The organism is Acrocarpospora macrocephala (genome assembly GCF_009687865.1).
Lineage (GTDB): Bacteria > Actinomycetota > Actinomycetes > Streptosporangiales > Streptosporangiaceae > Acrocarpospora > Acrocarpospora macrocephala.
Genome location: NZ_BLAE01000026.1, coordinates 1 through 15306, shown reverse-complemented (window position 1 = coordinate 15306; position 15306 = coordinate 1). Strand labels below are relative to the sequence as shown.

Genomic DNA, 15306 nt, shown 5'->3' with positions numbered 1-15306 from the left:
GGTACGAGCAAAACCGTGATTCCCCCACCCACCCATCCCTCCGTTTCCCCCGGGCTCCGCCCGTCCCCGCCCGCTTCGCTGGAGGATGTGTCCGAAGGCCCGGTGGTTCTCCCACCCACCCATCCCTCCGTTTCCCCCGGGCTCCGCCCGTCCCCGCCGCCCCCGTGGTTGCCCGCGCAAAACGACAACCACCACCCGGTGGTTCTCCCGCCCACTCCGCCCTTTGATTTCCCCCGGGCTACAGCGGGGGCGGGCGGAGCCCGAGATAGATCAAAGGGCTGGGTGGGCGGGAAATACACCGCAACCAATGTCGGGGTTCTTGTGGTGACGTGTTCTGGTGGGGACGCCGCGACGGCTGCCGACGAAGCGGAGCGTCTGGGGGTGTGGTTGCCGCAGTTGGGGGCGGCGACTGTGGCGGCGCTCGGGGAAGTGTTGCCGTCCACGGCGACGGCGGGGAATCCGTTGGACTACACGGCGGTGATTTTCGGGGAGACCGAACGGACGGCCGATCTCATCACGGTCGGCGCACGGGATGATGCCATCGGCCCCGTTCTGGTCTACTACGACCGTCCTGCCCGGATGACCGAGGACGCGGCGGAGAGCTGGAACGGCGCGCTGGATGGCGTGATCCTGGCCGCCTCCCGATTGGATCAGCCGGTTATCGTCGCCTCAACGCTGCCCGAACTGATGCCAGAAGACACCGCCGAACGACTGGCCGAGCACGGCATCGTCGCCGTGGCCGGGCTCAGTGAAGGCATCCTGTGCGCGGGCGCGCTCACCGTGCCACCCCCGGACGCGGCGCGACTTCGATCCATTGCGGCCACTATGAGCACCATCAGGCCGAAACCCACAGCGACGGCAAGCAGCGGTCCAACCTCGGCTGCCGGAAATAGGGGCGGCGTTCTCGAAAGTCCGGCCCGGACGCATAAGTGTCCAGGCGAAGCTTCGGGCCATTCAGGGCGGGCGGGCGATTCAAGCGAAACCTCCGGCCATTCGGCATGGACGGGCGGTTCAGGCGAAGCCTCCAACCATTCGGCATGGACGGGCGATTCAAGCGAAACCTCCAACCATTCGGCATGGACGGGCGATTCAAGCGAAACCTCCAACCATTCGGCATGGACGGGCGATTCAAGCGAAACCTCCAGCCACTCGGGATGGGTGGCTGAGCATGAGGCGAAGGAGATGCTTGTCGGGCGTGGGTTGGCTGTTCCTCGTGGGCGGGTGGTGCGGGATGTGGATGATGCCATGAGGGTTGCCGGTGAGTTGGGTGGGCCGGTGGCGCTGAAGGTCAGTTCACCATTTATCCAGCACAAGTCGGATATTTCGGCGCTTGTGTTGGGGGTGGAGGGGGACGCGGTCCGGGAGGCGTACAGGAGGGTTGAGGGGCTGGGCGGGGTCGTACTCGTCGAGGAGATGGTGTCGCCGGGTGTTGAGGTTTTGATCGCGGTGCGGCGGGATGGGGTCGTACCCGTCCTGGTGGTGGCTCTCGGTGGGGTATGGGTGGAGATCTTTGATGATGTGGTGCTGATACCGCTTCCCGCCGACGCGGATCGGGTGGAGCAAGCGGTGCGCCGGTTGCGGGCGGCTCCCCTGCTGGTCGGCGGCAGGGGACGTCCCGCTAGCGACATCCGGGCCCTGGCCGAGGTCGCGGCGACGGTCGGCGCGATGGCGCTGGAGGAAGGACTGGACCTCGTCGAACTCAACCCCGTCTTCGTCCACCCCGACGGCGTGACCGTGATCGACGCCGTCATCCGCCGCGGAACCTAACCCGCCGCACCGGTGTAAGCAAAGCATGAGACGACGCGATTTCCTGGGCATCTGCGGCGGAGTCGCCCTGATCGGAGCCTGCGGAGCCCCCGAAGCCCCGCGCACGACCACCACACCCGGCCACCTGCTCTACGCGGACACGAAATCCGGCCTATCTGTGATCAACACCGGCACCGGCCGGTCCCTCGCGGCGGCCACCATCGCCGACACGAGATGGAACCACCTCTACACCCTCTCCGGCCGCCAGCTGCTCACCCTGGACAGCGCGACCGGCCGCGAACTGGCCAGAACAACGCCACCCGAGGCCAAAGTCGTCAGAACCGTCTCGAACTCGGGCCGCCGCGTCGTCCTCGCCGACCCGCCCCCGCCCAACCCCTACGGCGCACCCGGCCGACCCCAGACCCGCCTGGTCATCGCCGACCCCACCGGCGAATGGCCCGCGAAGACGTACACGCTGAAAGGCAACTACGAACCCGACGCCTTCTCCAACGACGACGGCTTCCTGTTCGTCGTCGACTACCTCCCGGCGGACGCGCCCGAGGGCTACCGCGTCCGCATGCTCAACCTGAGCGACGGCTCCGTCAGCCCGGTCCTCACCCGGACGAAACAGGTCGTCCCCGCGGGCGCGGAGGAGATCATGCGCGGCAACGGCCGCCTGGGCGTCCCCTCCCCGCTCGGCGACCGCCTCTACACGCTCTACACCCACCAGCCCGACCACCTGCACACCCGCGACCTGGTCGCGGGCCGCTCCACCGGCGTACACGCCTTCGTGCACGTCCTCAGCCTGACCGAACACTGGGCTTACTGCCTGGACCTCCCGGAGCCCTTCGGCCACGGGCCTGCGGAGGGCCACGCCATCACCGTCTCCGACTCGGCCGTGTATGTCTTCGACACCGCGAGCGGCCGGGCCGTCCGCGCCGAAACCCCCGACCTGACGAACATCACCGAACAAACCATCCCCAAGTCCACCGGCCCGGCTTTCGCCGTGTCGGCCTCCGACGCCGTCCACCTGGCCGCCGGCGCAGAGCTCTTCACCGTCGACCGCGACACCCTGTCCGTACGCCGTGCGGGCCCCACCCCCGGCACCCCGCGCGGCCTCGCCCTAGGCCCAGCGGGCACCCTCTGGATGGGCATACCCGACGCAGCCGTCCACCTCGACGCCAAAACCGGCCGCGAACTCGCCCGCGTCGCCATCCCCGGCCTGATCACCCTCCGCCACGCACAACCGGCTGTCTAGCCAGCCGAATCGTGGCCCGAGTGCCACCACCCGGCGGCGAGGTCAACGTCACCTCGCCGCCCGCGTCCTTAACCGCCTGCGCCACGATCGCGAGCCCCAGCCCCGACCCCGGCAGGCTCCGCGCGGACGGCGACCGCCAGAACCGATCGAACACATGCGGAAGCTCATCCGCCGGAATCCCAGGCCCCTCATCGGCCACGGTCAACTCCCCGTCGCGCAACCGGACGGTCACCGTCCCCCCGGGCGGGCTGAACTTCACCGCGTTGTCGAGCACGTTCACCGCCGCCCGCGCGAGCCCCCGCGCGTCCCCGTGCACCCGCCACGGCCGCAGCTCCACCTCGAACCGCAGCCCAGGCCCACGCCGCCGCGCCCGCTCCACCGCCGCCGCGACCACCTCATGGAACTCCACATCCGTGGAAAGCTCCCCCGTCTCGGCATTCCTGGACAGCTCAAGCAGATCGCCGATCAAGCTGGACATCTCCTCAAACTGCTCCTTCACGCTCACCAGCAGCAGCCGCTTGGCCTCGGGATCGAGCGGCCGCCCGGTGTTCTCGCTCCGCAGCAGCAGGTCGATGTTGGTGCGCAAGCTGGTCAGCGGCGTCCGCAACTCGTGCCCCGCGTCCGCGATGAGCTGCCGCTGCCGGTCCCGCGAACTGGACAGCGCGGTGGTCATGGTGTTGAACGACGTGCTCAGGCGGGCGATCTCGTCGGTGCCCTCGACCGGGATCCGCACCGCCAGGTCATCAGTGCGCGCGATGTGCTCGACCGCGCTGGTCAACCGCCCAACGGGACGCAGGGCAGTACGAGCCAGCCAGAGGCCGGCCAGAGCGGCCCCGAGCACCCCGACGGCGGAGACGACGGTGAGCACCGCGCCGAGGACCCGCAGACCCGCGTCCATGTCCTCAACCGACCGGAACGTACTGACCGCGACACCGGGATGCGAACGGCATTGCGAGGTGTAGACGAGCACAGGCATGCCGTCGTCGGTGACGGCGTTACGGGTGATCGGCTCCCCGCCCGACACCAGGGCCCGCTCCGCGTCGGTGGGCGCGACCTGCCCGTACCCGCCCGAGCAGACCCGGCCGTCGGCACGGATGACCTGCCAGCCACGCCCGGACGGGTCCCATTTGGGCGCCCCGCCCAGACTGTGACCACACGCCTCCAGCGCCCATTGCACCTGATCGGCGGGAACCGGCCGTTCGATCGACTCGATGATCTGGCGGCGCAGTAAATCGTGCACGACCAGCCAGCTGGCTCCGGCGCAGACGGCGATGGCGACCGCGACGGCGACCGCGATGAGCAGGGTCAGCCGCCCGCGCAGGCTCACGGGGTGGCCCGGAGCACGTACCCCACCCCGCGCACGGTGTGGATCAACCGCGGCAGCTCGCCCGCCTCGGTCTTGCGGCGCAGGTACATCACGTAGACGTCGAGGGAGTTGGAGGACGGCTCGAAGTCGAAACCCCACACCTGGCTGAGGATCTGCTCCCGGGTGAGAACCTGGCGGGGATGGGCGAGAAAGAGCTCGAGCAGCAGGTATTCGGTCCTGGTCAGGTCGAGGCGGCGGCCGTCGCGGGTGACCTCGCGGCTGGCGGTGTCCATCCGCAACCCGTCGTAGACCAGCACGGACCCGCCCATCGGAGCCGACAGCGCGCTGCGGCGCAACAAGGCCCGGACCCGGGCGAAAAGCTCGTCCAGCTCGAACGGTTTGACCAGGTAATCATCCGCACCCGCGTCCAGCCCTGAGACCCGGTCCCCGACCGCGTCCCTGGCCGTGAGCATCAGCACGGGCACGTGGTTCCCGCCATGGCGGAGCCTGCGGCAGGCGGTCAGCCCGTCCATGCGCGGCATCATGACGTCCAGCAGCACCGCGTCGTACGGCTCCCGCGCCAACTCCCCCAGCGCGGTCTGCCCATCGGCCACGGTGACGACCTGGTAACCCTCGAACTCCAGGCTGCTCCGCAACGCCTGCCGCAGCGCCGGCTCGTCATCCACGACCAGCAGCCGTGCGGTGTCCTCACTCACGCTCCCCACGGTATCGAGAGAGGATGAGAACAGCGTTAACCCAGAACCGCCATTGCCGCGTTATGTCCGGGAATGCCGGAAACGCCGCCACCGCGTCTGGCTCCGGCGCCGCAGAGCAGCAGGCGCTCGTGGGCGGTCTCGACGCCCCACTTCCCGTCCTCGGCGGACTCGGCGAACGGCCAGGTCAGATCGCGATGGAAGATGTGCCCGCCCGGGAGCCCCGCCTCGCGTTCCAGGTCGACCGGGGTCTTGGCCTCCAGACAGAGCTCCCCGGCGGGGGTTCTGAGCAGGCAGGACTCGATCGGCTCGGCGAGCACGCTGTCGATGGAGGCGATCGTGCGGCGCAGCGCCTCCTCCTTGGCGCCGTCCCGGTCGAACAGCCGGGCGGGCATGTGCAGGCCGAACAGCGTCATGGTCTGCGCGCCGGACGCGCGCAGGTCCGTACCGAGGATGGACGGGTCGGTGAGCGAGTGGCAGTAGACCTCGGCGGGCGGCAGGTCGGGCACGCGACCGGCGGCGGCCTGGGCGTAGGCGGCGGCGAGCTGGTCGCGGCTCTCGTTGATGTGGAAGGTTCCGCTGAACGCCTCGCGCGGGTCGACCGAGCCGTCCTTCAGCCGGGGCAGCCGGGACAGCACCATGTTGACCTTCAGCTGCGCGCCCTCCGGGCGTTCGGGCGGCTCGCCGAGCAGCCGGGACAGGACGGCGGGCGGCAGGTTGGCCAGCACGTGCCCTCCGGTGACGGTGTGCTCCCCCGCCGAGTCGCGGAACGTGACCTCGCCGGTGCCGGGATCGATGGACACGACCTCGGCCCCCGTGCAGATCTCCGCGCCACTGGCCCGGGCGATCGCGGCCAACCCGCCGGAGACCGCGCCCATGCCGCCCACGGGGACGTTCCAGTCGCCCGTGCCGTCGCCGACCACGTGGTAGAAGAAACACTTGTTGGCCAGCAGATCCACGTCCGGATCGGCGAACGTCCCGATCAGCGCGTCGGTCAGCGCCACGCCGCGCACGGTGTCGTCGCCGAACCGCTCGCCCACGACCGCGCCGATGGGCCGCTCGAACAGGTCCCGCCACGCCTCCTCGTCGGCCACGACCGCGCGCAGTCCCGCCCGATCCCGCAACGGCTCCAGCAACGTGGGCGCGACCCGCGCCGCCACACCGGCGGTCATCGCGTAGAACCGCTTCCAGGCGTCCAGATCCTTGGTGCCGCCGGTGACGGCCGCGAACGAGGATTCCGTACGGCCGGCGTCGCCGTTGTCCACCAGCAGCCCCGTCTCCCCCACCGGCGTGTACGACGCGAACCGCCGCGTCCGCAGCTCGAGCGCGAGCCCGAGATCCTTCACCACCTTGGCCGGCAGCAGGCTCACCAGATACGAATACCGGGAGACCCGCGCGTCCACGCCGGGAAACGCCTGCGCCGAGACGGCAAGCCCGCCCAGGTGCCCGAACCGTTCCAGCACCAGTACCCGCCGCCCGGCCTTGGCCAGGTAGGCGGCCGCGACCAGCCCGTTGTGACCGCCACCCGCGACGACGACGTCATACCGCGAAGCCTTCATGTGTCCTCCTCGTGAGCCACCGGGAAATACGAAACCCGGATCGCTCAGAGGCCGGTCTGCCAGTGGGGGACGGGGCGGAGGGCGCTCACGGCGAGGGACACCATGGCCCGACATTACCCCGGGCGTTAAATTGTGGCCAGAGGTGGTTTGCGCTGGTCGGATAGGCGAAACTGACCGATTACTCAGCGCGTTGGACGACCACTGCCTGGCGTGGATCCCCGAAATGGACTGGAGAGTCATGATCAAGCGTTCCGACGAGGTGGCGACCGCGCTGAGCGAGGGCAGGCCGGTGGTCGCGCTGGAGTCGACGATCATCTCGCACGGCCTGCCGCAGCCGCGCAACCTGAAGGTGGCGGCCGAGCTGGAGGAGATCGTGCGGGCGGCCGGCGCCGTCCCCGCGACGATCGCGGTGCTGGACGGCGTGCCGAGGGCCGGTCTGGACAAGGGCGAGCTGGAGCGGATCGCCACCGAGCCCGGCCTGCGCAAGCTGGGCTTCCGCGACCTGGCCCCGGCGGCGGCCCTGGGCGTGAGCGGCGCGACCACCGTGTCGGCGACCTCGTTCCTGGCCGCGCGGGCCGGGATCCGGGTGTTCGCCACCGGCGGCCTGGGCGGGGTGCACCGAGGCTGGACCACCGTGCAGGACGAGTCCGCCGACCTGGACACGCTCAGCCGGACCCGGATCACCGTGGTGTGCGCGGGCGTGAAGTCCATCCTGGACGTCCCGGCCACCCTGCAGCGCCTGGAGACCCGCCAGGTGGCCGTGGTCGGCTACCGCACCGACGAGTTCCCCGGCTTCTACCTGACCACTTCCGGCGAACCGGTCGACTGGCGGATCGAAACCCCCGCGGAAGCCGCCGGGATCATGCGCGCCCAGGACCGCCTGGGCGGCCCCGAAACCGCCCTGATCGTCGCGAACCCCGTCCCCGAGGCGGAACAGCTCGACCCCGCGCTGCACGACCGCGTGCTCGCCGAGGCGCTGCGCGCCGCCGACGCCGAGGGCGTCACCGGCCAGGCCATCACCCCGTTCCTGCTCGAATATCTGGTACGGGCCACTTCGGGCGCGTCCCTGGAGGCGAATCTGGCGGCCGTACGCGGAAATGTCGCCCTCGCCACGGAGATCGCTCAGTCCTGGGCCCAGGGCTGAGCGTGGGCCTGCTGGTGATCGGTGACATCGTCACCGACGTCGTCGCGCTGCATCACGTACCTCTCCGCAGCGGCACCGACACCGAGGCCGACATCGTGCTCCGGCCAGGAGGATCCGGCGCCAACACGGCCGCCTGGGCCGCGTACCTGGGCGCGGACGCCCGCCTGCTGGCCCGCGCGGGCTACGACACCGCCGAGTGGCATATCGCCGAACTCGCCCGCGCCGGGGTGCGCCCGCACATCGTGATCGACCCCGGCCACCCGACCGCGGTCGTCATCGCGATGGTCGACGCGACCGGGGAACGTTCCTTCCTGACCAACCGCGGGGCCAGCCGCCTGCTGGGCCCCGCCGACTGGTCGGATGACCTGCTCGACGGCGTACGGCACCTGCACCTGTCCGCCTACACCCTGTTCGCGACACCCGGCCTGGAACTGGTCAGACTCGCGATTCAGGCGGCAACCGGACGGGGAGTGACGATCAGCGTGGATCCCGCCTCAACCGGATTCCTCAGAGATTTCGGTGTGGCCCGATTCCTCCGTGAGACCGCTGAGGCGAGTATCGTCATCCCCAACCGGGACGAGGCACTCCTGCTGACCGGCGAGACCGAACCAGAGGCCGCTGCGGCACGACTCAGCGACCGGTACGGCACGGCCGCCGTCAAGCTGGGAGCCTCCGGTGCGATCCTCGCGGAACAGGGCGGGATCGTGTCACGCGCCACGTTCCGGGCGCCCGGGGACGCCGTCTTTTCGACGGTCGACACGACGGGTGCGGGTGACGCGTTCGCGGCGGGATTCCTCGCCGCGAGGCTGGCCGGATTTCCGGCCCCGGAGAGTGTGGAAGCCGGTTGCCGCGCAGGTGCGGAGGCGGTCGGCGCAGTTGGCGGGCGGCCTCCCGGCCGTTCCGTGCCGAGGGAAGCTTTACCCTATTGACACCAATTGATAGCTTGCGGCGTAAGCTGCACCATTAGCAACAAGCGTCACTCTCGGGAGGGTGCGGTCAACCGATGGACGCCGAGTCAACGATCTGCCTGAGCGATCTGGTTCCGGCCCTGCGCTGGTCCCGGCCCCAGCAGGTCGCCGAGGTGCTGGCCGATCCCCGGCTGCCCGGCGGCTGGTGGGGTTCGGTGGCGCTGGGCCGTGCCCTGGGGACGACCGGCCTCGACTGGCTCTGCGACCGGCTGGCCCGCCTCGCGATGAGCCGCTGGGACCATGTCACGCTGACCGATCTGCTGCCCGCGCTGCAGGTCCACTCGGTGGACCCGGCGCTGCCCGGCTGGCCGGAACCGGCGAAATCGGTGATCACGGGATTGGGCGGCTGGCATCGGCTGCGGCGGCTCACGCCCGGCGATCTGCAGGGGCCTTCGACCCCGGCGACGCCGGAAGCCGTACTTACCATCGTGTTCCGAGAAATTTTCAGTCATATCCGGATTGACGCGCCGCTGGCCGAGCAGGCGCCCGCCCAGGCTCCGATACCCGCTGTGGTGTCCCGGCCGGCGCTCACCCCGGCTCCCGCTGGGTATCCGACCGGCGAGTTCGCCGCGCCCGCGCAGGTTCCGGCCGCGCGCAACGGGCGCGCCGAGACCGGTCCGATGCCGGCCGTGGCCCCCAGGCCCGCCACGCCTGCCGCCGCCACACCCCCGGCCGCCGCCGCGTCTCCCGCGCCGCCCGCCGTCCAGCCCTCGGCCCAGCCCTCCGTTCCGCCTTCGCTTCAGCCGGACGCTCCGTTGGCCGCGCCGGTGTCGGCCGCCGAACATCCGATGGTCTCGCTCGTGGACAGCCTGTTCCGGGAGTGGAACCCGCTGGAGCGGTCGGTCGCCGCCGAGCGGCTGTTCGCGGCCGAGCCGGTCAGCCTGCGTACGCTCGCCCACCAGCTGAACGTGGACCGGGACGTGCTGTCCCAGGCGCAGCGGGCCGCCGAGGAGCGGGTGCTGCTGTGGCTGCGCTCGCCCGACTCGGCCGCGCTGACCGGCCACCTGTTCGGCCTCACCGAGTGGCTGGGCACCGCCGCCACCCAGGACCAGCTGATCGGCGCCGACCCGTCGCATCCGATCGAGGTGCCCTCGCTCCGCACCCAGCTGTGGCGGGTGCTGGTCACGCTCATGCCGGACCGGCGCCTCCAGGACGGCTGGCTGGTCGTCGGCGACCTGGGCGGGCTGCGCGAGCGGACCAGGCAGGTGCTGGCGAGCAAGACCGGCGACTCCGATGTCATCGAACTACTCGGCCAGCTCGGCATCCGGGCGCACTCGGCCAAGGCCTGGATGGAGTCCATGCCACAACCTCCACAGCAGCGCCCCGGCTCCCCTGCCGCTCCCGCCGGGCCGCCGGACCCGCAGTCGCCGTTGCCGCGCCGTACGCCGGGTGCGAACGGCCATCAGCAGCGCGGCGGCATGCCGATACCGTCCATGGCCAACAGCGGGCCCGACCCCGCGACGGCGCTGGCGGCGCTCAACGCGCTGACCGGCCAGCCGCGCCCACACCTGGTGCCCAGCCCGCGGACCACCGCCAGCCCGTCCTCCGACCCGCGCCGCTGGCAGCGCATCGACGTGACCAGCGGCCACCTTCGGGGCGAGCCGGTGGCCGTGCCGGAGGGGTACGCGGCCCAGCTCGGCATGCGCCCCGGCACCCTGCTGTCGGTGACCGGACCCGGCGACAACGCGGTCGTCCTGGTCTGGCGGGACCGCCAGCCGGTGTTCGACTCGCTCCAGCCGGTCCTGATGCGGCTGAACGCCCGCCCAGGCGACTCCGTCTACGTGACCGTGGACGGATACCGCCTGGACGCCCAACTAACGTCCTGATTATTCCTGACACGCCCCCAAGCGTTCACTCACGCTTCTGGACGTACCTCTATCGCAGGTGACCTTGCCGCCGCCCTGCTACACCTGACCCTGCAGGACGTCACTTTGGCGGACATGACCTGCCGGGCGTCACCCTGGCGGACGTGGCCCTGCCGGACGTCACCTTGTCGAACGTCCCCTGGCGGACGTGACCGTGACGCCCGGCAGGTCACTTCGTCGAACGTGATCTGCTGGGCGTCACCTTGTCGGACGTCCTCTGGCGGACGTCAGCCCCCTGCCGGACGTCAGCCTGCTGGCGGAGTTGCCGAGGGCGGCGTGACCGGTGGCCGGGTCAGCATTTTGCGGTAGTACGTGGCGGAGACGTCATATCCGAGGGCCCGGTAGAACTCGGCCGCCCGTCGCGTGGCCAGGGCGACATATCCGGCGTCCCTCGTCCGTGCCCACGCCTCGAACTCCTCCAGCAGCAGCCGCCCGAGGCCATGCCGCCGGAACCCGCCCTCGATCATGGCCTCCTCCACCCATGCCACCCGCCCGTTGGCGAACAACGTCAGATGGGTGAACCCCAGCAGATACCCCCGAACCACCCCGTCAACAGTGGCCACCATCAGGAACGCGTCCTCGTTCTCCATCAGCTGCGGCAGGGCCGCGTCGAACGGAGCCCGTTCCGGCCGGAACGACAAGGCGAACTCCCGCGCGAGCGCGAATATCTGGTCGGCATCGGTCTTCTCGGCCCTGCGCAGCTGGAGATCATCGCCCGTCATGAGAGGACTCTAGAATTCGCACGCCAAATACGTCCATCATCACCATGACCGCAACAACCGGTTAGGACCGAAATTCAAGCCCGACGACGGTGAACCCAGGCCCGGAGGACCGGATTGTGGGGAATCATCCGGCGACGGCAGGAGGACAGGACGTCAACCCGGTCGGCCCTTCGCCGATGAGGTTGGCGACCTCCAGGACACTCGTGTCGGCCGCGAACAGCTTCTCCGCAGGGCTGCCGGTCCGGTTGCCGAACGGGCCTCGCGAACAGCTTTCACCGCGGCGAAAGCTGCGCACTGGGACATGCTGCTGGAGCGGCGCTCGATCGAGGACCTCGAAGAGGTGCTGAACGAGCGTCTGGCGATTCTCCGGGCGCAGCTTTCGCCGCGGCGGTCCCGGACCGGCAGCGGATGCCGGCGTCGACGAGGTCTTGCACGGCTGACGGGCACTCTCAGGGGCGTTAACGGAGGGACGAGCGTGCGGTGGGAGCCAGTCGCAACCGCTGCGGTGGGCCGGCGAGCGTCGCCGACAGGCCCGGGAGCACGTCGGTTTGCCACTGGCGGGAGCCGTCGAGGCGACGCAGGTGGTCGTCGAGGTGGGCCTGATCGGCGAAGCGTGCGAACCAGACGAAGACGTTCTCGCCGGTGCGTACCGGTAGGGCGGGGAAAGTGTTGGGCGAGTGCTCGCTCTGCAGCCAGGCCACGGGTGTGGCGCCTGTGTCGGCCAGGGCTGGCCGTACCCGCTGGTGGAAGAAGTCGGCGAACGCCGTATCGAACGGCCGGTCGCGCTGATAGACCGTCGCCAGGACGCGCGAGGGCGGCGCTGGAGCATCGGCCGGGGGCCTGGCGATGGTGGGGGCGGGGAATCCGGAGTGCCCTGGCACCGGCCGCAGGAGCAGCACGTCGTCAGAGTCGATCATCGTGGCGTTGGCCTGTGCGCTGTGCGCCCGCCAGACCGGTCCGGTGTAGAAGCGGCCCAGCGCCTGTGCCCGGCCCGGCATGTCGTTGAATCCGCGCAGCCAGACGAAGCGATCGGGGTCGTCCAGGTCCCGGAACTGCCCCAGGATCGTCATACCGACAGCTTCCTGGGTTTCGACGAACTCGCGGTCGAACAGGTCGATCAGCACCTCGCGCTGACCGGGGTGCAGCGTGTACTGCCGCAGTTCAACGATCGGGCATCGCACCGAGTCGCCGGTCACCAGGATCCCTCCATCTGCTGGAACATTCTTTGTTACAACTAAGGGCGCATCGGCGGGGCGGGCCATCTTCCATGGGGGCTCAACGCACGCGCAGGGTCTCGCGCAACACGTCGGCTATCGAGGTGGCGGCCAGCTCCTGCCGTACGGCCTGCTCGACCCGGTCGTAGATCTCCCCCAGCGCGGGCCGGATGCCCCGCCCAACCGGGCACTCCAGGTTGGGCTCGGTACGGTGCATGCCGAAGGGCGGCTCCTGCTCCACGGCGTCGTACACCTCCAGCAGCGTGATGCTCTCGGGCGCCCGGGCCAGACTCCACCCCGCACCCGCGCCATGACGCACGTTCACCAGACCTGAACGCCGCAGGTCGCCAAGGCTACGCCGGATGATCACCGGGTTGGTGTTCACACTGGCCGCGACCTGCTCGGAGGTCAAAATCTCCTGTCCACGCCGCTGCGCCAGCGCCAGCCACGCCAGCGCGTGCGCGGCGATCGTCAACCGGCTGTTCGCAGCCATCACCCCTCCTTGTCGTAACATTTTCTGTTACACCGGAGGAGCGGTCAAGCCACTCGCCACCCCAATCCGCGAACAGGGTGAGTCTGCCATGACTGGACGGCGCCGCCTCGCCCCAGGGCACCTGAGCACCATCCCGGCGGGTTGTGGATGGCCTAGTCGCTCGGCGGCCATCAGGCGCTAGGCGTCTGTGCGTCGAACTCGGCGAGCAGTGCATCTCCGCCCTGCTGGCCCGCCGCCCGACGCCGCTGACCAGCACAGCCTCAAAGTCGCCGCCGGTCAGGCAGATGAGTTGACCCCTCGGCGGCGACCGTGATCTACCGCAGAGCTACTTGGCGGCTGGGGCACGTTCTAGAGAAGACAGCCCACTCGGAGACGTCGTCGTCGAACCCGGCCGCCAGGAGCTCGGCGGCGGCGCGGGTCGGCTGTTGACGCGGCGCCGGTCCGGCCCGCCGCTACGGGGCCGGCTTGACGTTCTTCATCGTGAAGTGCGAGGTGACGCCCTTGACACGGGGGATGGTCATGACGCGTCGGCTGAGGAAGGTCTCGTAGGCGGCCAGGTCGGCGACGGCCACGCGCACGAAGTAGTCGGGGGTGCCGAACAGGCGGCGTAGCTCGATGACCTCCTCGGCCTGCGCCAGGGTCTGCTCGAAGCGCTCGACGGTCTCCGCGTCCTGGGCCTCGAGGGTGAGGTCGATCAGGACCTCGAAGGACCGCCCCACGGCGGCGGGGTCGATGACGGCCCGGTAGCCGCGGATGACGCCGTCGGCCTCCAGCCGCTGGACGCGCCTCAGGCACGGCCCGGTGGTGAGCCCGACCCGGTGGGCCAGCTCGACATTCGTCAGCCGCCCGTCCCGCTCCAACTCAGCAATGATTGCTCTATCCGTGGCATCCACAGTCAGAATATTGCACCATGGGCAGCAAAGTGAGCAATATTCGCAACCACATGGCGCGGGTTCTGCGAGACCATTGGTGGGTGCGACAAGACGTTCCAACCCAGATGACCACCCCGGCTCGGCGACAGCAGATCGCCGCAGGGGCGCGCGATTCCTTCTCCGCAGGGCTGGGGATCTTCCCACTGGGGATCGCGCTTGGCCTCCTGGTCATCCAGGCCGACCTTCCGTGGTGGCTCGCACCCGCCCTGTCCCTGTCCGCGTTCGCCGGCTCCCTGGAACTGCTGCTGGTGGGCATGATGGCCACCGTCACACCACTGGCCGCGGTCACGCTGACCGTCCTGGTGGTCAACTTCCGACACGTCTTCTATGCCTTCTCGTTTCCCCTCCATCTGGTCAAGCACCCGCTCGCGAAGGCGTACGCCGTCTACGCGATGATCGACGAGGCATACGCGGTCAACGCCGCCCTGCCCGAGGCGGAGCGCTCGGCTCCCCGCCTGCTGGCGATGCAGATTGCCTGCGAGACCTACTGGGTCGGCGGCGGCCTGCTCGGCGTCGCCCTCGGCGCGGCGCTGCCCGCGCCGATCAAGGGCCTGGAATTCGCCCTGTGCGCCCTGTTCACCGTGCTCACCCTGGACGCCTTCCGCTCCCGCCGCGAGCTCCCCTCGGTACTACTCGCCGTGGCAAGCGTCGCGGTCGCGGTCGTGCTGGCCCCCAGCGTGGCCCTGTTCACCGCACTGCTGCTATTCGTCGCCCTGCTGACGGCCCGCCTCGCCCTCACCGCCCGCCGACCTGCCAAGGATGCCGCCGGTGCCTAGCACCTCCTACCTCATCGCCGTCCTCGTAATCGTCTTCACCATCACCTTGGCCCTGCGCGCCATACCCTTCGCGGTGCTGCGCATGCTGCGCACCTCGGCGATCGTGCGGCAGCTGTCGGTGTGGATGCCGGTGGGCATCCTCGCGATCCTCGCCGTAACCGCCCTGCGCGGCACCATCACCGCCGAACCGCACACAACGCTGTACGCGCTGCTCGCGGTCGCCGTAACCGCCGGCACCCACCTCGCCTTCGGCCGCCGCTCGATCCTGAGCGTCGGGATCGGCACCACCGTCTACGTCGTCCTCGTCAACGCCTTCTAGCCCCGTTTTCCGCACATGAGGATCTTTGGGATTCTTCGGTGTGTCGGGTTGGTCGTGGGCTCAGCAGTCGGCAGCCTGCTGGCGTGTGAGACAACCCGCGCAGTTCGGTATCCCGTCGGTCGAGAAACTGCTGGGGGCGTTGCCGGTGGTGGCCGGTTTCTGCTCCCGGTTGAAGATCCGTGATGTGGTCGATGCCGCCTGCCCGGTGCGTGACCTGGCCGGACTCACCCACGGACAGGTGATCGAGACGCTGGTGGCCAACCGGTTGACCTCTCCGGCTCCGCTGGGGCA

At 69.8% G+C, this 15306-nt stretch carries 16 protein-coding genes and 1 pseudogene; 9 read left to right on the top strand and 8 right to left on the bottom strand.

The window, feature by feature from the left end:
• The first annotated feature begins 282 nt into the window (after positions 1-282).
• Positions 283-1767, top strand: coding sequence for an acetate--CoA ligase family protein (locus Amac_RS53755; protein WP_170322596.1), 1485 nt, complete (start codon positions 283-285; stop codon positions 1765-1767).
• A gap of 25 nt (positions 1768-1792) precedes the next feature.
• The gene (locus Amac_RS22700) at positions 1793-3004 is read left to right on the top strand and encodes an NHL repeat-containing protein (protein WP_155356401.1); all 1212 of its coding nucleotides are present in this window, start codon (positions 1793-1795) and stop codon (positions 3002-3004) included.
• On the opposite strand, the gene Amac_RS22695 is transcribed toward Amac_RS22700, so the two are convergent.
• The 3 genes from Amac_RS22695 to Amac_RS22685 are packed head-to-tail and all read right to left on the bottom strand — an operon-like array spanning position 2973 to position 6582.
• Positions 2973-4331 (bottom strand): sensor histidine kinase, encoded by a 1359-nt coding sequence (locus Amac_RS22695; protein WP_155356400.1) that lies wholly within the window; start codon positions 4329-4331, stop codon positions 2973-2975. The genes Amac_RS22700 and Amac_RS22695 overlap by 32 nt on opposite strands.
• A complete protein-coding gene (locus Amac_RS22690) occupies positions 4328-5026 on the bottom strand; it encodes a response regulator transcription factor (RefSeq protein ID WP_170322595.1) in 699 nt (232 codons plus the stop codon). The genes Amac_RS22695 and Amac_RS22690 overlap by 4 nt, the downstream gene beginning before the upstream one ends.
• Positions 5027-5061: 35 nt before the next feature.
• On the bottom strand, positions 5062-6582 hold the full coding sequence (locus tag Amac_RS22685) for a phytoene desaturase family protein (RefSeq protein ID WP_155356399.1): 1521 nt from the start codon (positions 6580-6582) through the stop codon (positions 5062-5064).
• Between the two features lie 238 nt (positions 6583-6820).
• On the opposite strand from Amac_RS22685, the gene Amac_RS22680 reads away from it, so the two are divergent.
• From Amac_RS22680 to Amac_RS22670, 3 genes are all read left to right on the top strand, one after another.
• Positions 6821-7726: a pseudouridine-5'-phosphate glycosidase gene (locus Amac_RS22680; protein ID WP_246268588.1), complete on the top strand. Its 906-nt coding sequence runs from the start codon at positions 6821-6823 to the stop codon at positions 7724-7726.
• 2 nt (positions 7727-7728) lie between these two features.
• Complete coding sequence (locus Amac_RS22675; protein ID WP_246268587.1) at positions 7729-8655, top strand: carbohydrate kinase family protein; 927 nt, start codon at positions 7729-7731, stop codon at positions 8653-8655.
• Between the two features lie 74 nt (positions 8656-8729).
• The gene (locus Amac_RS22670; protein WP_155356397.1) at positions 8730-10520 is read left to right on the top strand and encodes a hypothetical protein; all 1791 of its coding nucleotides are present in this window, start codon (positions 8730-8732) and stop codon (positions 10518-10520) included.
• A 284-nt stretch (positions 10521-10804) separates the two neighbouring features.
• Here Amac_RS22670 and Amac_RS22665 read toward each other — a convergent pair whose 3' ends face one another.
• Both Amac_RS22665 and Amac_RS22660 read right to left on the bottom strand, forming a co-directional pair.
• Entirely contained in the window at positions 10805-11281 is a 477-nt protein-coding gene (locus Amac_RS22665; RefSeq protein WP_155356396.1) for a GNAT family N-acetyltransferase, read from the bottom strand.
• A gap of 124 nt (positions 11282-11405) precedes the next feature.
• The gene (locus Amac_RS22660) at positions 11406-11576 is read right to left on the bottom strand and encodes a hypothetical protein (protein ID WP_155356395.1); all 171 of its coding nucleotides are present in this window, start codon (positions 11574-11576) and stop codon (positions 11406-11408) included.
• Between Amac_RS22660 and Amac_RS22655 the strand changes: the two are divergent.
• Positions 11574-11657, top strand: a pseudogene (locus tag Amac_RS22655) (RNA polymerase-binding protein RbpA); the annotation flags it as partial. The gene Amac_RS22660 and the pseudogene Amac_RS22655 overlap by 3 nt on opposite strands.
• A gap of 82 nt (positions 11658-11739) precedes the next feature.
• Here the strand turns inward: Amac_RS22655 and Amac_RS22650 are convergent.
• The 3 genes from Amac_RS22650 to Amac_RS22640 all read right to left on the bottom strand — a co-directional run bounded on the left by Amac_RS22650 (position 11740) and on the right by Amac_RS22640 (position 13881).
• Complete coding sequence (locus Amac_RS22650) at positions 11740-12477, bottom strand: NIPSNAP family protein (protein WP_246268586.1); 738 nt, start codon at positions 12475-12477, stop codon at positions 11740-11742.
• Positions 12478-12556: 79 nt separating this feature from the next.
• Entirely contained in the window at positions 12557-12988 is a 432-nt protein-coding gene (locus Amac_RS22645; protein WP_155356393.1) for an Rrf2 family transcriptional regulator, read from the bottom strand.
• Between the two features lie 452 nt (positions 12989-13440).
• The gene (locus Amac_RS22640) at positions 13441-13881 is read right to left on the bottom strand and encodes an Lrp/AsnC family transcriptional regulator (RefSeq protein WP_155356392.1); all 441 of its coding nucleotides are present in this window, start codon (positions 13879-13881) and stop codon (positions 13441-13443) included.
• Between the two features lie 80 nt (positions 13882-13961).
• Here Amac_RS22640 and Amac_RS22635 point away from each other — a divergent pair, with 80 nt between their 5' ends.
• From Amac_RS22635 to Amac_RS22625, 3 genes are all read left to right on the top strand, one after another.
• A complete protein-coding gene (locus Amac_RS22635) occupies positions 13962-14696 on the top strand; it encodes an AzlC family ABC transporter permease (RefSeq protein ID WP_218041228.1) in 735 nt (244 codons plus the stop codon).
• Positions 14689-15015 carry a branched-chain amino acid transporter permease gene (locus tag Amac_RS22630; RefSeq protein WP_155356391.1) on the top strand — a complete coding sequence of 109 codons (327 nt, stop codon included), beginning with the start codon at positions 14689-14691 and terminating at the stop codon, positions 15013-15015. The genes Amac_RS22635 and Amac_RS22630 overlap by 8 nt, the downstream gene beginning before the upstream one ends.
• A gap of 85 nt (positions 15016-15100) precedes the next feature.
• Positions 15101-15306, top strand: a 206-nt coding sequence (locus tag Amac_RS22625) for a DUF4277 domain-containing protein (protein WP_155356390.1), incomplete at its 3' end; no start/stop codon positions are given.